Genomic DNA, 20,789 nt, shown 5'->3' with positions numbered 1-20,789 from the left:
CAACGAATGGCGCTGGAGATCAAGATCCTGGACTACGGCGATATCGAGCTGGAATCGAGCTTTCTGGTGCTCGGTCGCGACTGCGGCCGCACCCGCCGCGTCCTCACGCTCGGCTTTTTGATCCTCGGCGGCAAATATCCGGTCGTGGTCGACACCGGCTATCGCTCCAACCAGATCATGGAGACGCTGGGTATGCGCGGCCTTCAGTACCACGAGAACATGATCGAGAACCAGCTCGCGCGCCACGGCGTGCGCATGGGCGACGTCCGCTTCGTCTGTCACACCCATCTGCACATCGACCATGCCGGCAAGGACGATCTGTTTCCGATGAACACGACCGTGGTCCTCAACCGCAAGGAGCTCGAATATTCCGTCTCCGGCCTGATGCATCCGCAATATCCGGCGCCCGACATCAAGCATCTGATCGACCGCCTGCACACCAAGAGCGCGCTGCGCTTCCTCGACCTCGAGATCACCGGCCCGATCGAGCTGATGCCCGGCGTCTATTGTGACGCCGCCAACGCCCACACCGAGGGCTCGATGAACGTCATCGTCGAAACCGCCGACGGCATCGCCACGATCTGCGGCGACGTCATCTACGACTTCAACGACCAGATCGTGACGCCCTTCAACGAGATCCACGATTGGGAGCCGCGCACGACGGGCAATCACGGCACCAGCAAGCGCGCGGAAAAGGCCTCGATCAAGAAGCTGCTCAGCAACTCGCGCTATCTGCTGCCGGTGCACGATCGCCCCGCCAAGATCGAAGGCGGCAATGTCGTGGGGCGGCTGCACGATCAGGTCCCCGGACCGATCGTGCAATCCCTGCCTGCGCGCAACTGGTTCCCGGCTTGACCTGACCTCAGGATATCGACCGATGACTCACGTCACCTTGCGCTCCGAATTCGAGACGCTGATCGACCCCTACGCGCCGGTCGCGCAGGTCGGCACGGGTTTTGACTTCACGGAAGGGCCGATCTGGCATCCCGTCGATCATTACCTGCTCTTCTCGGACATGCCGGGCGACGTGCGCCGGCGTTGGGATGCGCGGCGCGGCGTTGCCGAGGTCAAGCGCCCGTCGAACAAATGCAACGGCATGACCTATGACGCCGAGCTCAACCTGATCGTCTGCGAGCACGCAACGTCATCGCTGATCCGCGAACGGCCCGACGGGCGGCGCGAGGTGCTGGCCTCGCACTTCGGGGGACAGGAGCTCAACAGCCCCAACGACGTCTGCGTGCACTCGTCCGGCGCGATCTATTTCTCGGATCCCTGGTATGGCCGCATGCCGGTCTATGGCGTCGAGCGGCCGCGCCAGCTCGGCTACCAGGGTGTCTATCGTGTCGTGCCCGGCGGCGAGCCGAAGCTCGTCGTGGACCGCAACCTGTTCGACCAGCCGAACGGGCTGTGCTTCTCGCCCGATGAAACGCTGCTCTATGTCAACGACACCGTACAGGCGCTGATCCGCGTGTTTGACGTCAACGCCGACGGTACGCTGTCGAATGCCCGGGTATTCGCAAGCGGCATCCGCTCCGAGCTCGAGGCCGGCCTGCCCGACGGCATGAAGTGCGACCAGCACGGCGACGTCTGGGTCACTGCGCCCGGCGGCGTCTGGGTCTACTCGCCGCGCGGCGAGCTGCTGGGCAAGCTCCGCGTCCCCGAGATGGTCGCCAACCTCGCCTGGGGCGGGCCGGACTTCCGCACGCTCTATCTGACCTCGACCCATTCGGTCTACGCCATCCCGACCAAGGCCGGGCCGCGCCATGAGCCCTATATGAGCGGCAGGCGCAGCAGCGGCGGAGCCCCAAGCGCGGGTCCCGCGGCCGCAGCGCCGATCCTTGCCGACGGCGAAATGCGGCTCGATCCAAATCGCTGCGCCATGATCATCCAGGATCTTCAGAACGACGTCATCATGGATGGTGGCGCCTTCGCCGAGTCAGGCGCGCCTGGGCACGCCAAGCAGCAGCACGTCGTCGAGAATGTCCGCCGCCTCGCGGAGACCGCGCGGGCGCGCGGTGTTGCCATCGTCCATGTCTGGTTCGTGGTCGAGCCCGGCGCCCCCGGCGTGACGCTGAATGCGCCGCTGTTCGAAGGTCTCGTCGACAGCAAGGCGATGGTGCGCGGCAGCTGGGGCGCCGCGCCGGTCTCGGGCCTCGAGCCGCGACCCGGCGATTTCGTCGTCGAGAAGATGCGCATGAGCGCCTGGGAAGGCACGCGGCTGGAGACGATCCTGAAAGCCACCGGTCGCGACATGATCATCAACACCGGCGCCTGGACCAACATGTCGGTCGAGCACACCGCGCGCACCGGCGCCGACAAGGGCTATTTCATGATCGTACCGGAGGACTGCTGCTCGACCATGAACGCCGACTGGCACTCCGCCTCGATCAATTTTGCCATGCAGAACGTCGCGATCGTGACCCGTGCCGACGCCGTCATCAGAGCGCTGGGATGAGCGGTGGCGAAGCTTTTGCATCTCTCCTGCTCGCCGCGCCCCGACTCCGAATCGAGTGCCGGCGCGCGCGTCTTCCTTGACGGCTTTCGCCAGGCACGGCCCGACTGGGACATCGATGTCGCCGATCTCTGGCGCGAACGGATGCCGGAGTTTGCCGGCCCCATCGTCGAAGCCAAATATGCGCGCATGAAGGCGCAGGCCTTCAATGACGCGGAGCGGGACAGCTTTGCCGAAGCCGAGCGGATCGCGCTGCGCTTCTCACTGGCCGATCGCGTGCTGATCTCGACGCCGATGTGGAATTTCGGCATCCCCTACAAGCTGAAACAATGGTTCGACATCGTCATCCAGCCCGGACTGACATTCCGCTTCGATCCGGCGCAGGGTTATCTTCCCCTGCTGAAGGACCGGCCGACCATCGTCATCCTCGCCTCGGGCGGCGACTTTGCCACCGGCATGAACCGGGGCCGCATCGACATGGCGACGCCCTATTTGCGCGAGGCGCTCCGCTTCATCGGCGTCCGCGATGTCCGCTTCGTGCCGATCGGACCGACGGTGGGTCCAACCGAGCCGATCCGCGCTGCCCGCGACACCGCCCATCGCCGTCTCGCTGACATGGCGAAGCGGTTCTGAGCGCTCACTCGTCGAGAAGTTCGAACAGTTCCTCCACCCGGTCGAAGGGATCTTCGCGCCCATTGCCGGCGTAGACGACGCGGTCGCCATCACGCTGGAGCGAGCGCGCTCTGGATTTCCGCAAACGTCCGGGGAGGAATGTCGCGGCGACGGCCTCGGGCCCGACATCGAGCCTGACGATGCCGCGCCGCTTGCAATCGATCCTGAGTCTGGCGGCTGCAAAGAAATCGCGCGCCTCCGGCGGGAGCCGGCCGAACCGACGCGAAATCTCCTCCTCCAGATCTTCCAGATCGTCATCGCTCCGGCACCTGGCGGCGCGGCCATAGATCTCGAGCCGCATCGCTTCCGATTGCACATAGCCTTCAGGCAACATGTCGCCGACAGGCAGATTGAGATCAGGCACCCACAGAAAGGCGCCTGAGTCGTTGATTCTTTCCGCGGCGAGCTTCAGGAGATGGCTGTAGAGCACCGGTCCGAACACCTGCACGTGCCCGGACTGCTGCTCCGAGAACAGATCGCCGGCGCCCCTGAGGTCCAGGTCGCGCTCGCTGATGGCAAAGCCGGCCCCCGGCTTACTGAACTCCTCGAGCACGGCCAGGCGCTTCTCGGACTGCTCCGACGTCGATTCCGTCAGCAGATAGGCAAAGGCGCGCGTTCCGCCGCGTCCCACCCGTCCCCTGAGCTGATGCAGCTGTGCGAGGCCGAACTTTTCGGGCCAGCACACCACGATCGTGTTCGCGCGCGGAATATCGAGACCGCTTTCGACGATGTTGGTTGCCAGCAGGACGTCCGCTTCGCCGTCGACGAAGCTCATCATGCGGTCGTCGAGCTCGTCGACGGGCATCTTGCCATGAAGGCAGACGATGCGCAGGTCCGGAGCCAGCGCCTGCACGCGCGCCAGCATCGGCTCCAGATCCTGGATGCGCGGGCAGATCAGAAAGCTCTGACCGTGCCGCCGCCGCTCGCGCAGCAATGCGCCGGCGATGGCCGCATCCGACAGCGGCGCGATCTTGGTCACGATCGGAAGCCGATGAACCGGCGGCGTTGCGATCACACTGAGATCCCGGAAGCCTGCAAGGCCCGCCGCAAGCGTGCGCGGGATCGGCGTCGCGCTCATCCAGAGCGTATGCGCATTCTTGGCCAGTCCTGACAGCTTTGTCTTCTCAGCCGCCCCGAAATGCTGTTCCTCGTCGATGATGACGAGGCCGAGGTCGGCGAACTTCACGTCCTTTGCAGAGAGCGCCTGCGTGCCGACGACGACTTTCAATCGGCCGCTTCGCAACCCCTCTTTGGTCTCTCGCGTCTCCGGCCCCGACGTCGCCCGCGACAGGCTTCCGACTTCGATACCGAGAGGGCTAAAGCGTTTGCGAAACGTTTCGACATGCTGCCGGGCCAGCACGGTTGTCGGCACCGCGATCGCCACCTGCTTCCCGGACAACGCCACGGCGGCCGCTGCACGCAGCGCCACCTCGGTCTTTCCAAATCCGACGTCACCACAGACGACTCTGTCCATGGGGTGACCTGCCGCGAGATCGTCGAGGACGTCCTGGATGGCCTTGGCCTGGTCGGGCGTCGTGAAATAGGGAAACCGCGCGACGAACCGCTCATAGACCGGCCCCGGCGCGACGAGCTTGGGTGCACGGCGGCGATGGCGCTGACTGATGTGCTTGGCAAGCGCCTTCGCCGCGACCTGAATTTCCGCTTCGGCTTCGGTCCGCCGCGCCCACCAGGTGCTTCCGTCGGCCTTGTCGCGCGCCAGCTTGCCGGGCTCGGCCGCATACGGCCAGATCAAGGCAAGATCGGCCGGAGGAACGAGGACGGCGTTGTCTTGCGCGAACGCAAGCCTAACCATCTCGCGCCGCGAGCCCTTCCCCATGTCGAAGGTCTGCAAGCCGTCGAGCAGGGCCAGCCCGCGCTGCAAATGAACCACCGCCGTGCCGCGCTCCGGTACGTCGGGATGATCGAAAGCGGCCGTCCAGACTCTTGCCATCGGCTGCGGATGATGGGCTCTGCTGCCGAGCACGTCGGACGCCGTCACGACGACCAGCGGCTTGCGGCCGGCTCCGACGAAGCCGGCATCGAAGTCGGCCAGGAACGCCGTCTCGCGATCCCGACCATTGGTCGCCTCGCTCCAATCGGCACAGCGCTCCGCCTTGATGCCGCTCATCCGCTCCATCGCCCGAAGGTCGTCCTCGACGGCCGCGACGAACAGCAGCCGCGACCCTGCGCGTTGCATATCGTCAATGAATGCGCGGAGGATCTTTCTCGGCGAGGAGGCCTTCGAGAAATCCGGCGTCGGGGTGAAAGCCGATTTCTGCGGCAGCACGCTCATGCGCTTCTTGAGCCGCTTCCAGTCATCCCGCCCGAGGTACTCGCGCTCGGGATCCCTTCGGCCCGCCGCCTCCTCGATCGTCCCCAGCCAGCTGTCGGCATGGGCCGGCACGCCGGCATCCACGATCCACCGCGCGCGATCGCAATAGTCCGGCAGCGTCGCGCGCTGCCCGCGCTTGCCGCCGAGCGCAATCTGCTCGGACATCGGATCGATCAGCAACTCCTTGGTCTCGTAGACGACCTCATGCTCGATCGGATCGACGGCGACGATCTTGCGGAGCACACCATTGGAATGCTCGATCCTGAACGGGCCAAGCGCGCCGGCGGGAAACACCTCGAACGTCTTGCCGTGGAACAGGACGCCTCCCGGATATTCCGCCTCTTCGTCGAGATCATAGCCGAGCGCTTCCAGACGGCTCTCCAGCTCGGCTTCCGAATAGGCCGCCCCCACTTTCAGGCTGAGACTGGTCTTTGACCAGCTCGCCGGCAGCGGCAGCCGGTCCATGATGGCCTCGGCGGTCGACACGAGGAAGACAGGCTTCTTTGCCTTGGCAAGGCGCCGCAACACCGAGCTGCGCCTGCCCGCGATCTCGCGCGACGGCTCCAGGCCGTCGAATGGCAGATTGTTCAGTCGCGGGAACACCAGCACGTCGACCGACGGATCGAGCGCGTGAATCACGCCGCCCAGACGCTCCGCCCTGTTCTCGTCGTCGCAGAGGAAGACCAGGCCATCGCGGCCGGACTTCTCCCATTGCTCGAGCAGATGCAGCGCCAGCATGCCGAGCGGCGATGAGGACGAGACCGCAGAACGCGATGAACTCTTGCTGTTGAAGCTCTTGCTTTTGGCGTCCTTGCTCTTCGAGCTCTTGCTCTTGGTCTTTTTCGCGCCGGTCGCGGCTCGGGCTTTCCTGGTGGGCGCCAATTTGTATCCAACTTTGTTTCGCAAATGGAGGCGTGCGTCGACGAGCTCGGCTGTAGAGCTCCGTCGACAACGCAATTCGGGCCTGAGCGCCCAAGGACGTCATTACAATTTCGAGATTGCGTTGAAAAGCACGGATGCAGGCCCGGACGACCGCCTTGGACGGCAAAAATAAGGCCTATTGCAGGACCTTCGGCAGCACCACGACCACATCGACGCTCTGCCCGAGGACTTGCGTCGCAACCAGCGCAAGGTGATGCGAGAACTCGTCCTCGATCTCGGCCGCGCAGTCTTCGTCCCTGGCAATGGCAAACAGCAGATTGCCGTCGACTTCGTCGAATCGGATGCCGGCGAAGAGACGATCGAACGTCTCGGCGCCCGCGATGAATGCGATTCGCGCCTGGATGGCCTGGTCTTCGATGAGTGACAGCTTCATCATAACCGGGAACATGGGGACGCACTGCCCAAATGCAAGAGTGGGAGCGCGCTGGCGCGGCCCGCCGGGCGGACTATATTCATCGTGTTGTCCCGCCCAACTGCTGTCCGCCCTTGAGGAAACTCTTGACTCTCTTCCTGCTGCTGATTGTCGTGCCGATCGGACTGTCGGCCGGACGCTATTATTTGTTCGGCGACGGCCGCAGCAATTGGCAGACGGCGGACCGCTCCAGTGCAGGCCTGCTGCCACCGGCGTCGGCCAATCCGGAGGCGCTGATCCGGGTCTTTGCCGCGCGCACGGTCCGGTGGCGCAGTATTTTCGCCGTCCACACCTGGATCGTCGTCAAGGAAAAGGGCGCCAGCAGCTACAGCCGATACGACTACACCGCGTGGGGCGACCCGATCCGCAGCAACGGATTTGCGCCTGACGGCCGCTGGTTCGGCGCCCTGCCGGAGACCGTCGTGGCGGTCGACGGCGCGCAGGCCGAAGAGCTGATCCCGAAGATCCGCCACGTCATCGAAACCTACAAGTTCCGCGCCTATGGCGATTACAGCGCCTGGCCGGGACCGAACTCCAACACCTTCGTGCAGGCGGCGCTGGACGCCGTTCCCGAGCTTCGGGCTGTGTTGCCACCGACGGCGGTCGGCAAGGACTATCCCTACAACGGACGCTGGACCGGCATCACGCCTTCCGGCACCGGCCTTTACGCCTCGCTCTCGGGTTACCTCGGCATGACGATCGGCTGGGTCGAAGGCGTCGAGATCAACTTTCTCGGCGCGGTCCTCGGCATCGACATCCGGCGGCCGGCGCTCAAGCTCCCCGGCCTCGGCCGCTTTGGAGTCCCGGCCGGCCTGTAGGGCTGACGCTTCCGGCGATATTTCCATTGAGATCGTCAGCAGACACACTTTCGCATCCTCGCGGCATATTTCGCCCGAGCTTTGCTTCGTCACTCCGCCCTCGAATCCAAGAGGGCGCAGGGAAGGCCGGGTGCTGACCTCGCACCCGCGGTCCGCTGCGCGAAGATGGTGCGCAAGAGAACCGCACAGCAGCATACAGGTGGTGCCAATCACTCGGCCTTCCCTGCGCGATGGTCGGACGGCTTATGCCGTGCTCTCCCGGGAGCCGAACTTTCCTTCTGGCCTCCCTCGCCCCGCGAATTGACGATGCCGTCCGCCCGGTTGGGCTCGCGCACATCTCCGCGACAGGCTTAACCGTAGCAACGACGGCCAGGACCACACGGTTTTGCCGTACGCACGGCCCGCCATTTCGCCGCAGTTTTCCCGGCCCTGTCGACGGAGCCGAAAACTTACAGACGAGACGAAGCCTGACAGCGCCGTTCGTCCGCACGCGGTTTCGGGCTCACAGGGACTACCCGCCCTGCCCGTACCCTCTCGTGCCGACGCTGCCGCGTCCACCGCAAGCCCGGCTCGCGAAAATGACGACCTCATGATCGCCCCTCAAGGATGAGCCGGGATGGCCGACACATACGCCAAACCCGAATTTCGGTAAAGTGGAATATTTTCGCTGATTGGGATTGACACACAACCGCAGCTGTTTTGCCCGACGGGTCAAAGCCCGACAGTGGGTTGCGCGCTCTCCTAGCTCCCCAGCGCCGGAATGTTCTCGCGAAAGATGATCTCGCTGCGCGGGGCCTCGATGCCGTGCATGGCGCTGCGGCCGGCGCGCAGATTGTCGAAGATGCCGACACAGCTCATCATCGTGTTGAGCTGATTTTGGGTGATGACGGCATCCATCGTTCCGTCGAGCAGGAAGCCGCGCGTGTCCGACGTCAGGCCATGACCGATGAAGACCACGTCGCGCTCCCGGTTCATTTCCTTCAGGGCCCGGGCGACGCCGTCGGCAGCGCCGCCGATGTTGTAGATTCCGGCAAGATCCGGATGCTGGCCAAGCAGCATGCGCGTCTGGCGATAGTTGCGGTCGGCGTCGTCGTGGCCTTCGCGCAGGCCCACGACCTTGATGGAAGGGAATAGCTCTTCGAAGACATGGAGGAAGCCCATCTCGCGCTCCTCATGCGCGCGGTAGCTGCGGCTGCCCGCGATCATCGCGACCTTGGCCGCACGCTCGCCGAGAAAGCGCGCGATCAGATAGCCGGCCGTGCGCCCGATGGAGCGATTGTCCAGTCCGATATAGGCTGCGCGGCGCGCGTTCAGGATGTCCGAGATCAACGTCACCGTCGGTACACCGTGCTCCGCCAGCCTGTCGACGGCTTCCCTCACCACCGGATGCTCGAGCGCCATGAAGGCGATGCCGTCGGCCTTGTCGCGGGACTGCCAGAGGCGGCGTGCCAGCAGCTCGGGATTGAAGCTCTTGATGGTGTCGACCTGGCAACGGACGTTGAAAGGCGCGAGCCGGCCGTCGGAATGCGCGATGAGCTGTCCGAGCGAGGACAGGAAGCGGTTGGTACCCTCCGGCAGCAGAAACAGCAGCCGCATCGGCTTCGGCCGCATCGCCGCCATGAGATCCTCGGCCGGCATGTAGTCGAGCTCGGACGCAGCCGTGAGCACGCGCTGCTGCGTCATCGCCCGCACACCGGGCCTGCGGTTGAGCACGCGGTCGACAGTCGCCGTGGATACGCCGGCCCGGCGCGCCACATCGGCGATGCGGCTCAGCGAGGGGGCTGCCGGTTTGTCCATCTCAGGACCCAGACGTCGGATACATCAAAAACCATCATCATTTCCGTTTGACACCGTAGCTCGAACTCGCAATTTTCGCATCAACATTGTCTCAGAAACATCAAATAACATCAAATCGTCATTGGAGGAGAAGCCCATGCCCCTGACCCGCCGGCGCGCCTTGCAAGCCCTGTCCGCCCTTCCCGCGGCGGGTCTGATCGGCGGCCTCTCGCGCCCGGCCCGGGCGGCCGAATTTTCGCTGAAATACGGCAACAATCTGCCGCTGACGCATCCCCTCAACATCCGCGCCCAGGAAGCGGCAGACCGTATCGCCAAGGAAAGCAACGGGCGGGTCGAGATCGTCATCTTCCCGAACAACCAGCTCGGCGGCGACACCGACATGCTCGCCCAGGTGCGCAGCGGCGCACTGAACTTCTTCACGCCCTCCGCGCTCGTGGTCGCGACCCTGGTGCCGGTCGCCGCGATCAACGCGGTCGGCTTTGCCTTTGCCGATTACGATCAGGTCTGGAAAGCGATGGACGGCGCGCTTGGCGCTCATGTCCGGGCCGCCATGGCCAAGGTCGGCCTCCATACCTTCGAGAAGATGTGGGACAACGGCTTCCGCCAGATCACCAGCGGCGCCAAGGCGATCGAGAGCGCCAAGGATATGGACGGGCTCAAGATCCGCGTGCCCGTGTCTCCGCTCAGCATCTCCATGTTCAAGGCGCTCTCGTCCTCGCCGACCAGCCTGCAATTCAGCGAGGTCTATTCGTCGCTTCAGACCCGCATCGTCGACGCGCAGGAAAATCCGCTGCCGATCATCCAGGTGGCGAAGCTCTACGAGGTGCAGAAATATTGCGCCATCAGCAATCACATCTGGGACGGGTTCTGGTTCATCGCCAACGCCCGCGCCTTCAACGCCCTTCCCGCCGACCTCAGGACCATCGTCAGCAACGCCATCAACGACGCCGGCTTGAAGCAGCGCGAGGACATCAAGGCGTTCAATGCGACCGTGCAGGCCGATCTCCAGAGCAAGGGGATGACCTTCACCAAGCCTGCGCCCGACTCGTTCCGCGCCAAGCTGCGCGATTCCGGCTTCTACGGCGAGTGGAAGGGCCGCTTCGGCGACGAGACCTGGGCGCTGCTCGAAGGCGCCGTCGGCAAGCTGGCCTGAGCACGATGACGATCGCAGAGCATCAGATGACGGACTACATGGAGGTCGCCGCTCCGACTGCTTCCAATGCAGGCGCGCGCAATTTCGCGGGCGCTTTCCGCAGCGCCGACCGCTGGTTCGGTGCGGTGGTCGAGACCATTGCTGCCGGCCTCGTTCTGGTCGAGATCGGCATCATGCTCGCCGGCGTCGTCATGCGATACGTCTTCCACAATCCGCTGATCTGGTCGGACGAGCTGGCCTCGATCCTGTTTCTCTGGCTCTCGATGCTGGGCGCGGTGATCGCGCTGCGCCGGGGCGAGCACATGCGCATGACGGGGCTCGTCAGCCATGTCGGCCCGGGCGCGCGCGCCTTTCTCGACACGATCGCGGCGGTGGCGCCGCTGGCCTTGCTGGCGTTGATCCTGCATCCCGCCTTCGACTATGCGAGCGAGGAGCAGATCATCGTCACCCCGGCGCTGGAGATCAGCAACGCTTGGCGCGCAGCCGCGATTCCCGTCGGGATGACCCTGATGGCCGTCGTCGCCGCGATCCGGCTCGCAACGCATCACCGGCCCGCGCTGATCGTCGCGGCCTTTGCCACGACAGCCGTCCTGATCGCCGCGTTCTGGCTTGCCGGACCACTCCTCGCTCCGCTCGGACGCACCAACCTAATCATCTTCTTCGTCGGCGTGGTCGCGGCCAACGTGTTCACCGGCGTGCCGATCGCCTTCTCCTTTGCGCTCGCGACCTTCGGCTATCTGGCGCTGACGACCAGCACGCCGATGATGGTGATGGTCGGCCGTCTCGACGAGGGCATGTCGCACCTGATCCTGCTCGCGGTGCCGCTGTTCATTTTCCTGGGCGCGCTGATCGAGATGACCGGCATGGCGCGAGCCATGATCCAGTTCCTGGCGAGCCTGCTCGGGCATGTCAGGGGCGGCCTGTCCTACGTTCTGATCGGCGCCATGTATCTGGTCTCCGGCATCTCCGGCTCGAAGATCGCCGACATGGCCGCAATCGCGCCGGTGCTGCTGCCGGAGATGCGGCGGCGCGGCGCCAAGCCCGGCGATCTCGTCGCACTGCTCTCGGCCACCGGCGCGCAGACCGAGACCATTCCGCCGAGCATCGTGCTGATCACCATCGGCTCGGTGACCGGCGTCTCGATCGCGGCGCTGTTCACGGGCGGGCTGCTGCCCGCCCTGGTCGTCGGCACCGCGCTCTGCGTGGTGGTGTGGCGGCGCTACCGGCATGAGGATCTCAGCCATGTGCGGCGCGCCTCGAAGCGCGAGATCGCAAAACTCGCCATCGTCGCCCTGCCCGCCATCCTGCTGCCCTTCGTGATCCGCACCGCCGTGGTCGAAGGTGTCGCCACCGCCACCGAGGTCTCGACCATCGGCATCGCCTACGCCGTGCTGATGGGCCTTCTGGTCTACCGCCAGTTTCCCTGGCGACGGCTGAAATCCATGCTGGTCGAGACCGCGTCCCTGACGGGCGCGATCATCTTCATCATCGGCTGCGCCACCGCGATGGCCTGGGGCCTGACGCAATCCGGCTTCTCGCAGCAACTGGCGAAGACGATGGCGGCGATCCCCGGCGGCGCCTACGGCTTCCTCGCGATCTCGATCCTGGCCTTCGTCGTGCTCGGCAGCGTGCTCGAAGGAATCCCGGCCATCGTGCTGTTCGGGCCCCTGCTGTTTCCGATCGCCAAGCAGGCCGGCGTGCATGAAGTGCACTATGCGATGGTCGTGATCCTTGCGATGGGCATCGGCCTGTTCGCACCGCCCTTCGGCGTCGGCTATTACGGCGCCTGCGCCATCAGCAAGATATCGCCGGACGAAGGCCTCAAGCACATCTGGAGCTATGTCGCCGCGCTCTTCATCGGTCTCGCCGTCGTCGCCGCCGTGCCGTGGTTGTCGATCGGCTTCCTCAAATTCTGAAGACAGTGGGAATGATGCAATGAGCCGTTTTTTTGGCGAGATCCGGCAAGCCGGCTACGTCGTTGACGACATCGAAAAGGCGATGGACTATTGGAGCCGGGAGCTCGGTATCGGGCCGTGGTTCTATAATCCGCGGGTGCCGATCGTGAACTACCACTATCGCGGCAAGGCCTATGAGCCGCACAATTCGGTGGCGCTGGCCAATTCCGGACCGTTGCAGATGGAGCTGATCCAGATCCGCAACGATGCACCCTCGATGTATGCCGACTTCCTGAAGGCCGGGCATAGGGGTCTTCAGCACGTCGCCTACTGGACCGAAAACTATGATGCGGATCTCGCCCGCCTCGAAGCCGAGGGGTTCGAGCCGGTCATGAGCGGCGAAGTCGGCGCGCGCGGACGTTTCGTCTATTTCGATACGGAATATCATCCGGGAACGGTGATCGAATTGTCTGAAGTTGCAGGTCCCAAGGGCAAGATGTTCGACCTGATCCGCGCCGCCGCGAAGGATTGGGACGGGCGCGACCCGGTTCGGCCGTTCCCCGATCTCACCAAACTTTAATCCCGTGACGGCAAATCCTGTTCGCATCGAAGCCGACTATCTGATCGAGACGCCGGTCGATCCGCGGCTTGCCGCGGAAACGATGGCGGGCGAGCAGTCGAGCGGCACGTTCGTCGCGGTGCCCGGCGAGACGCCGGAGCTGAAGGCGCGTGCGGCGGCGCGGGTCGAGAGCCTCGAGCTGCTTGATGCGGCCTCCGCGCCGTCGCTTCCGGTCGCCCGTCCCATCAACCCCGACGGCCCCTGGCATCGCGCGCGCGTCACACTGTCGTGGCCGCTCGACAATATCGGCGCATCGCTGCCCAACCTCGTCACGGCGATCGCGGGCAATCTCTGGGAATTGCGCCAGCTGACCGGCCTGCGGCTGCTCGACCTGCGCCTGCCGCTCGCTTTTGCATCTGCCTATCCCGGACCGAAGTTCGGTGTCGCCGGCACGCGCGAGCTGACCGGCGTCAACGGCCGTCCGCTGATCGGCACCATCATCAAGCCGAGCATCGGGCTCAGCCCGGCCGAGACGGCCGCTCTGGTCGCCGAATTGTGCGAGGCCGGCATCGATTTCATCAAGGACGACGAGCTGCAATCGGACGGCGCCTATTGCCCGTTCGACCAACGCGTGCGCGCCGTGATGCGCGTCGTCAACGACCATGCGAACCGAGCCGGCAAGAAGGTCATGATCGCCTTCAACGTCACCGGCGAGATCGACCAGATGCGCCGCCGCCACGATCTCGTGCTCGGCGAGGGCGGCACCTGCGTGATGGCGAGCATCAACTCGGTCGGGCTCGCCGGCATGGTCGAGCTCGGCCGCCACACGCAGCTTCCCGTTCATGCGCATCGCAACGGCTGGGGCGCGCTCAACCGTCATCCCGCGCTCGGCTGGGATTATACGGCGTGGCACAAGCTCTGGCGGCTGGCCGGCGCCGACCACATGCACGTCAACGGCATCGGCAACAAATTCAGCGAGACCGACGACAGCGTGGTCACATCCGCCAAGGCCGCGCTGACGCCGATGTTCGCGCACAAGCCTTGCATCGCGATGCCCGTGTTTTCGTCGGGCCAGACGCCGGCGCAGGCGCTACCGACCTGGCGCGCGCTCGGCTCGACCGATCTGATCTTCGCAGCCGGTGGCGGCATTCTCGCCCATCCCGATGGACCGGCGGCCGGCGTTTCCGATTTGCGCGCGGCGTGGGACGCCGCGATCGCAGGCGACGCGGCGATCGCGGGCAAGCCATGAGCGGCGCGTCCGCCCTGCCCGACGGCCCGCTCGTTGCCTTCTATGGCGACGATTACACCGGCTCGTCCGCCGCGATGGAGGCCCTCACCTTCGCGGGCCTGCCGACGATCCTGTTCCTCGAGCCTCCGACGCCGGAACGTCTCGCCGCCTCGCGCCAGTTTCGCGGCATCGGCATTGCCGGCACGGCGCGGGCCAAGGACCCGGTCTGGATGGAGCAGAATCTTCCGCCGGCCTTCGACGTGCTCGCCGGCATCGGCGCGCCGATCGCGCACTACAAGGTGTGCTCGACCTTCGATTCCGCGCCGCATGTCGGCTCGATCGGGCGGGCAATCGATCTCGCCGTGCCGCGGCTCGGCGGCAGTTGGCATCCTTTGCTGGTGGGAACGCCGGCGATGGGCCGCTACCAGATGTTCGGCCATTTGTTCGCGGCCGCAAATGGTGTCGGCTATCGCCTCGACCGGCATCCGACCATGTCGCGTCATCCGGTGACGCCGATGGACGAGCCCGATCTCCGCCGGCATCTCGCAAAGCAGACGGCGCGATCGATCGGACTGATCGACTTCGTCACCATGGCCAATGGCGGCGCGGATCAGGCACTGGCGCGCGCAAAGGCCGCCGGCGCCGAGATCGTCTCGCTCGACGTGCTCGACCAGGCCTCACTGATCGAAGCCGGCCGCCTGATCTGGGAACATCGCGGCAAACGGCTGTTTGTTGCGGGCTCGCAAGGCGTCGAGCAGGCCCTGGTCGCCTATTGGCGTTCGGCGGGCCTGATTTCCGACAGCAAGCCCGATCTGCGCCTTGCCGCCGTCAAGCGCATCGCCTGCGTCTCCGGCTCCTGCTCGCCCGTCACCGCCGCGCAGATCGCTCATGCCGCAAGCAACGGCTTCGATATCGAGCGGCTCGATGCGACGCGCGCCGTCGATGCGGCAGAATGGAGCAAGGAAATCGGCCGCGCCGTTGGGCGTGCGCTCGCCGCGCTCTCCTCGGGGCGCGATGCGCTGCTGATTACCGCGAGCGGCCCCGACGATCCCGCCATAGATGCGCTCAACGCCGCGATCGGGGCGAGCGGCGCATCCGCGAGCGCCGTGAACGAGCGCATCGGCGCCGGGCTCGGCCAGGCGCTGGACGCCATTCTGGAAACCGCGCGGCTCCCGCGCGCCGTGGTCGCCGGTGGCGACACATCCGGCCATGCGCTGCAGGCGATGGGCATCTACGCGCTGACGGCGATCGCTCCGCTCACGGAAGGCGCGCCGCTCAACCGCGCATCGTCGGATCGCGCGCATGGGAACATCGAGATCGCGCTCAAGGGCGGACAGGTCGGCGGCATCGATCTGTTCTGCCGGGCCAGAGACGGCGGATAGCCGTCACCGCAAGGCGATCGTGATCTGGCCGGTATGGGCCGTAAACTGCGGCTTCAACGCGCCGGCGGGATCAGGGCGCGCAGGATGTCGGGCTTCCAGGCCTGACGGGCGCTGTCAAAGGCCGCGAAATCATGGTCGAACTGCCAATACGCCCATGCCCAGCCGCGTCTGTCGGCGCTTCGCGCCACGAACGACAGGTATCTCTGGCGACTCGCGGATGGAGCCCGTTCGTAGACCCCGAACTCGCCGAGATAAACCGGGCGTTTCTCTCTCTCCGACCACCGGCTGACCTTCTCGAAATCAGCGGCCGCCTTGGCTTCGTCGTCCGGCCCGCCCCAATCCAGCGGCCCGATGCGCGCGAACGCCTCGGACCATGGCGCACCCTGATGCGTGAAGCGTATCGGCGCGTAATAATGAAAGGTGACGATGAGATTCCTGTCGTCAGCGGGAAGAGCCAGATCGTCGATGGGAATCTCGTCTGTGTTGAGAACGGCGGCAATGACCCGCCGCTCGGAATTGGTGCGGCGGATGATGCCGATACATTCGTTGAGGAGCGAATTCCAACTGGCGGACGTCATCTGTCCTCCCGGCTCGTTCAAGACCTCGAAGACGAGCCTGGGATATCTTCCGGCATAGCGCTCCGCGATCTGTCGCCAGAATGCCCTGAGCTTCTCGCCGCATTCGGATACATCGCGCTGACAGACATGCGTGTCGTGTTCGTCGACAACGGGAACGAGGTTCCTGGCGAGAATTTCCTCGATGACGGCATCGAGTCTTCTCAGCACGATCTCATCCAGCACATTCCCGCGATCCATGAACTTGAAGCCGAAGAAATTGATCCTGACGTGCGAGAATCCGGCCTTTCTGATCGCCGTCAAATTGTCCAGGCGGAACGGCGCGTTCTGACCGCCCTCCCAGATACCGTCGTAACCGAGAATGTTGATCCCGCGCCCCAGCCTTGCCGCATCACGAAGCGCGACCTGCCCGGCGCCATGAGCGTCCGAGAAGAGCGATGCGAAGACGAAAGCCGCTGCGGCAAGATTGAAGCTTCTCGACCAGCGAGCGCGGGGGGCGGTCATCTTGCTTCCATTCCGTAAGGGTTAGAAATCGGTCTCCGGTACCGGCCTGCACGTTGCAAGGAGGAACGCCACCAGGAGCACCGACGTGAACATGGTCGAGCGAAGGAACGTCGTCTCGGTGAAATTGGTCTGAAAGCTGAGGGCGACAAATCCGATGATGAGGGCACAGTGCGCCCGGTGGATCGACCGTGCGGATATCAAATAGAGAACCTTGTTCGAGAACAGAAGAACACTCGCGGCGAAAAGCACGTAGCCCAGAAATCCTGTTTCCATCAGAATCGCGAGATAGCCGCTATGATAGTTGTCGAGCACCCAACCGTGGTTCTGCTCGAAATAATCGTAGATCGACGGGATCGTCCAGAAGCCGTTGATTCCGAAGCCGAGCAGCGGCGCATCGTCGAAATGGCTTATGGCGTAGTGCCAGATGAAGGTCCGCTCGGTAAAATTGACGGTCGCATCGCCAATGTGGATGGCGTCGTATCCCGTCCCGTAGAAATAAGCGATCAGGAGGCCGGCCAGAATGCACATGACGAACGGCAGGATCGCATAGAGCCTCATGCAGCCGACCGACCACATCGACGTCACGAGCAGCGCACAAGCCGCCAGGGCGACTGCACCGGCGCCGCGAGATTCCGACGCGAGGACGCAGGTCGACGCCAGCAGGAACGCGACGAGGAACGCCAGCCACCCCTGCCCCGTCATCTTCCGGTAGCAGGAGAAAAACATCAGATACGCCCCGACAAAGCCCAGCGTCTGCTTCGATTCATAGACGCCCTGCCATTGACCATTGTGCATCCAGCTATGATCAATCCCGATATCGGGCACGGCGACTGCGCAAAGCGCCGATGCGGCGACCAGTATGAAGAGCCCGGAGGATGTCGCCTTCACGACGTCGTCGATATCGATCCGCGTGATCAGACAGAACGCGCCAAAGGTCGTCATTGCAAGAGCGGCGCTCTTCATGACGGCTGCGGCATTCAGGGTGGTCCACAGCACCGAGACGATCGCCAGCGTGTAGAATGCGAGGAGCGCGATCAGATCGGGGTTGAACGCCAGTTGCAGACGCGGGCGCACGAATGCGCTTGCGTAGATCAGGATGCTCCACATCAGCAGGGCAACCGCCTGTTGCAGATAAGTCAGTCCCGCCGGCAGTATCGCCGTATTGAATGTCCCCATCGACGCGACGACATTGACGGTGATCGATACGATGATGACGCGCCTGGCGATCCTCTCGACGCCAGCACTGCGCGCCTTCCAGATCGCGCTCGTGAGTGCCTCGGAGTCTCTCTCGGTCTGCAGGATCGCCATGAGGCGATTTTCCCTTAAGCATGGTTAATTATCTGCTACTGCGGGTTGATCTCCCGGCCTTCGCACTACGAAATCTCGAAACTTCGGGGGATTGATGACGATCCGGCCCGTGCTGGATGCGTTAATGCAAATCGCACACCGCCGGTGTCTCGGCCGTCACGACCCTGCTATAAAAGCGCGAGATCCGGCGCGATCGACTTTTCCGGATCATCCGGTTTCCTGGTCAGGCATGAATAAGCCCAGCAATACATTCGATATCGCTATCGAGGAGGCGTTCGACTTCCTGTCCCCGGACTACGCGGCGCTGTTCGACGGCTCCGCCGCGACGGCGTTTCAGCATCCGCTCTGGCTGGACAGTCTCTACGCCAGGCTCGCCGCCCATGCGGGGGCGAGGCCTCTCGTCGTCGTGGTCCGCCGCCGCGCGAACGGCGCACTGGCGATGGTGCTGCCACTGCTTCGAATCCGGCGCGGTCCGATCCGCACCATCGAATTCGCCGACCTGCGTGTCTCCGACTATCTGGCGCCGGTCTGCAGTCCCGAAATGTTTGCCAGCCTGCTGGAAGACGAAGGTGCATGCGCCGAGATCAGGCGCCTCGTGCGCCCGTTCGACCTGCTGCGCATGACCAAGCTGCCCGACGGACGGCTTCCGATCGAAAGCCTCCTCGGCGCGCCACGCCGGGTCTTGATGGAGACGAACGCCTACGCGACCGTTCTCGTCGCCCCGTTCGAGCAATGGCGTTCCAGCGCACTGGATCGCTCCTATCAGAAGGAGCTCGCCAAGAAATATCGCCAGCTCCAGAAGAAGGGAGCATTGAGCTTTTTCTGCTGCGACGACAGCGCCTCCGTCTCCGAGGCGATGGAGGCGATGAAGCAATATCGCGGCCCGCGGTTTCAGGCCCAGGGCGATGGCGATCTGCTCCAGCGCCCCGAATATTACGGCTTCTATTCCGACGTGGCGGTCCGCGGTCTCGGCTCGTTCGTCCGGCTCTATGCCATGAAGATGGATGGCGCCGTGATCGCAGCCGTGCTGGGCCTCAGCCATCGCGGCAGCTTCCTCGTCATCTTGAGCGCCTTCGACATTGCCGGATACAAGAGCCAGTCCCTGGGCTCGCTGATGTTCGAGCAGGTCGCCAGGGATTGCATCGAGCGCGGCGATCAGATGCTCGACTTCACCATCGGCGACGAGCCGTACAAGAAGCTGTTCGGCGGGCAGCCTTCACCGATGTGGATGGTGACACAGGCCGGCAGCACGGCGGGCGCGATCAGCCTGTTCGCACTGAGGCAGGCGCCCTGGCTCAAGCTGGCGGCCAAGCGGCTGTCGGATTTCAGGCTCCTGCCGGCGCGCGCCCCGACGCCCACGCGCTGACCGGCGCGCGGGCCAAGGAGCGCGGAGTTCACGCGCGCAGAGCGCCGCGGACGCGTCCGAGCCAGCCCGGGTGCATCTGATCGACGCGATGCGCGAGGCTGCGCCGCAGGAAGTGCAACCGGCGCCGCACATCCCATCCGATATCGTTCCGGGATGTCAGGGCCTGACGGAAATGCGCCATTTTCAGGGAGCGCTGGTCTGCCGCGAGCTTGTCGGGATCGGAATAGAACTGCGCAATCTTCTCCGTGCCCATGCCGGGAGTTGCGAGCCAGCGCGGCGCATATTCGGTGCACAGGCGATCGACGTCCACCAGCAAGCGGGCGACGCCGGTGCCGGCGGCCGGACAGTTGGTCTGGAACGCATCGCCGATCAGGACAACGCCCGGCTGAAGGTGTCCCTCCACCACGGTCAGGTCCATCACCCAATTCTGCACCTTGTCGGTGACGTGGAAATCGCCGAGGTAGGGCCGCAGTCCCGGCAGCAGGCGCAACACCGTCGCTTCCGGCTCACGACGCAGCTCGCGCATGATCGGATCGGTCGGGTCGCGGAACATGAAGAGATTGGCCCTCATGCCGGCCCGCACGGGAAACAGGCTGAGATAGTCGATACCGTCTGCCGTGCGCTCGCCGTAACAGGTCAATGCCTCGAAATCGAACGGCGCACCGTCCTTGCGGGCGATCGTGAAGCCGAACGACACCGAATGGCGCTCGGCCAGCACGCGCCGCTTGATGCCGAGCTTGTAGCTGAGGACACCCGCCATCCCGGTGGCGAGAACGACGAGACGTGCGTCCAGGCGCCGTCCGGATGCGAGCTCGATATGCTGGATATCGTCGCTGGAGCTGATTGCGGTGACTTCGTCGACAATCAGATTGGACGGATCGGGGAGCTGGCTGCGCGCCATGGCCACGAGGTCGGCATAGGAAAATCCGTAAGCCTGGCCGACGCTGACGTCGACCACCTTGCCTTCCCTGATATTGAGCACCCGGTCATATCGGCAGGCAACGGCTTCGAGCGCATGGAGGAAGCCCAGCTTGCGGAGCATCTCGAGCTGCTGGCCGCCGATCTTCTCAACCCGGAATTCTTCCGGATGCACCGCGCGCTTGTCGACGAAAGCGACGCGATGCCCTGCCCGCGCAAGCACGGCAGCGGCGAGCGATCCCGCAAGGCCGCCGCCGACGATCGCGATGTCTGTAGCGATCACTTCGGCCCCGGCTCTATCCGTCGTCATGGTTTAGGGCTCCACGGTTAACGGTGGTTCCAAGTACAGTTCCAAGTACTGTTCCAAGAGCAATTCCCTGGCCTGATGTCGCATCAACGGGCCGAACGCGATCATTTCCGAAAGTTGAGGTTAATGGGGCGTGGGACAGATCCGTCGCGGCACGCGCCTTGCTCGG

At 64.5% G+C, this 20,789-nt stretch carries 16 protein-coding genes; 10 read left to right on the top strand and 6 right to left on the bottom strand.

Annotated features, from left to right (window positions below):
• Positions 1-6: 6 nt before the first annotated feature.
• From I3J27_RS13185 to I3J27_RS13175, 3 genes are read left to right on the top strand one after another with little or no spacing between them, the layout of a single operon-like run.
• Positions 7-855 (top strand): N-acyl homoserine lactonase family protein, encoded by an 849-nt coding sequence (locus I3J27_RS13185; RefSeq protein WP_018318076.1) that lies wholly within the window; start codon positions 7-9, stop codon positions 853-855.
• A gap of 22 nt (positions 856-877) precedes the next feature.
• Entirely contained in the window at positions 878-2,455 is a 1,578-nt protein-coding gene (locus I3J27_RS13180) for an isochorismatase family protein (RefSeq protein ID WP_270169790.1), read from the top strand.
• A gap of 3 nt (positions 2,456-2,458) precedes the next feature.
• A complete protein-coding gene (locus I3J27_RS13175) occupies positions 2,459-3,085 on the top strand; it encodes an FMN-dependent NADH-azoreductase (protein WP_270169788.1) in 627 nt (208 codons plus the stop codon).
• Positions 3,086-3,089: 4 nt separating this feature from the next.
• Here I3J27_RS13175 and I3J27_RS13170 read toward each other — a convergent pair whose 3' ends face one another.
• Together I3J27_RS13170 and I3J27_RS13165 are read right to left on the bottom strand one after the other, a co-directional pair.
• Complete coding sequence (locus I3J27_RS13170; protein WP_306417070.1) at positions 3,090-6,194, bottom strand: DEAD/DEAH box helicase; 3,105 nt, start codon at positions 6,192-6,194, stop codon at positions 3,090-3,092.
• A 319-nt stretch (positions 6,195-6,513) separates the two neighbouring features.
• A complete protein-coding gene (locus I3J27_RS13165) occupies positions 6,514-6,774 on the bottom strand; it encodes a hypothetical protein (RefSeq protein WP_270172728.1) in 261 nt (86 codons plus the stop codon).
• A gap of 122 nt (positions 6,775-6,896) precedes the next feature.
• On the opposite strand from I3J27_RS13165, the gene I3J27_RS13160 reads away from it, so the two are divergent.
• Positions 6,897-7,628, top strand: a complete 732-nt coding sequence (locus I3J27_RS13160; RefSeq protein WP_270169783.1) for a DUF3750 domain-containing protein — start codon at positions 6,897-6,899, stop codon at positions 7,626-7,628.
• Between the two features lie 741 nt (positions 7,629-8,369).
• Here I3J27_RS13160 and I3J27_RS13155 read toward each other — a convergent pair.
• Positions 8,370-9,425, bottom strand: a complete 1,056-nt coding sequence (locus I3J27_RS13155; protein WP_270169777.1) for a LacI family DNA-binding transcriptional regulator — start codon at positions 9,423-9,425, stop codon at positions 8,370-8,372.
• Positions 9,426-9,561: 136 nt separating this feature from the next.
• Between I3J27_RS13155 and I3J27_RS13150 the strand changes: the two genes are divergently transcribed.
• Genes I3J27_RS13150 through I3J27_RS13130 form a run of 5 tightly spaced genes read left to right on the top strand, consistent with a single transcriptional unit; the run spans position 9,562 to position 15,642 of the window.
• Positions 9,562-10,578: a TRAP transporter substrate-binding protein gene (locus I3J27_RS13150; protein ID WP_270169774.1), complete on the top strand. Its 1,017-nt coding sequence runs from the start codon at positions 9,562-9,564 to the stop codon at positions 10,576-10,578.
• Positions 10,579-10,604: 26 nt separating this feature from the next.
• Positions 10,605-12,494, top strand: a complete 1,890-nt coding sequence (locus I3J27_RS13145; protein WP_270169772.1) for a TRAP transporter large permease — start codon at positions 10,605-10,607, stop codon at positions 12,492-12,494.
• A gap of 19 nt (positions 12,495-12,513) precedes the next feature.
• Complete coding sequence (locus tag I3J27_RS13140; RefSeq protein ID WP_270169769.1) at positions 12,514-13,053, top strand: VOC family protein; 540 nt, start codon at positions 12,514-12,516, stop codon at positions 13,051-13,053.
• A gap of 4 nt (positions 13,054-13,057) precedes the next feature.
• A complete protein-coding gene (locus I3J27_RS13135) occupies positions 13,058-14,281 on the top strand; it encodes a ribulose-bisphosphate carboxylase large subunit family protein (RefSeq protein ID WP_270169767.1) in 1,224 nt (407 codons plus the stop codon).
• Positions 14,278-15,642, top strand: coding sequence for a four-carbon acid sugar kinase family protein (locus tag I3J27_RS13130; RefSeq protein ID WP_270169765.1), 1,365 nt, complete (start codon positions 14,278-14,280; stop codon positions 15,640-15,642). Before I3J27_RS13135 ends, I3J27_RS13130 begins: the two co-directional genes overlap by 4 nt.
• A 53-nt stretch (positions 15,643-15,695) precedes the next feature.
• On the opposite strand, the gene I3J27_RS13125 is transcribed toward I3J27_RS13130, so the two are convergent.
• The gene (locus I3J27_RS13125; protein ID WP_270169763.1) at positions 15,696-16,721 is read right to left on the bottom strand and encodes a glycoside hydrolase family 5 protein; all 1,026 of its coding nucleotides are present in this window, start codon (positions 16,719-16,721) and stop codon (positions 15,696-15,698) included.
• Positions 16,722-16,742: 21 nt separating this feature from the next.
• Positions 16,743-18,029 (bottom strand): O-antigen ligase family protein, encoded by a 1,287-nt coding sequence (locus I3J27_RS13120; protein ID WP_270169761.1) that lies wholly within the window; start codon positions 18,027-18,029, stop codon positions 16,743-16,745.
• A 229-nt stretch (positions 18,030-18,258) separates the two neighbouring features.
• On the opposite strand from I3J27_RS13120, the gene I3J27_RS13115 reads away from it, so the two are divergent.
• The gene (locus I3J27_RS13115) at positions 18,259-19,395 is read left to right on the top strand and encodes a GNAT family N-acetyltransferase (protein WP_270169759.1); all 1,137 of its coding nucleotides are present in this window, start codon (positions 18,259-18,261) and stop codon (positions 19,393-19,395) included.
• A gap of 28 nt (positions 19,396-19,423) precedes the next feature.
• On the opposite strand, the gene I3J27_RS13110 is transcribed toward I3J27_RS13115, so the two are convergent.
• Positions 19,424-20,623 carry an FAD-dependent oxidoreductase gene (locus I3J27_RS13110; protein ID WP_270169757.1) on the bottom strand — a complete coding sequence of 400 codons (1,200 nt, stop codon included), beginning with the start codon at positions 20,621-20,623 and terminating at the stop codon, positions 19,424-19,426.
• Between the last annotated feature and the right edge of the window lie 166 nt (positions 20,624-20,789).

The sequence above is a fragment of the Bradyrhizobium xenonodulans genome (assembly GCF_027594865.1).
Taxonomy (GTDB): Bacteria; Pseudomonadota; Alphaproteobacteria; order Rhizobiales; family Xanthobacteraceae; genus Bradyrhizobium; species Bradyrhizobium xenonodulans.
This window is presented reverse-complemented; position numbering and strand designations above follow the sequence as displayed.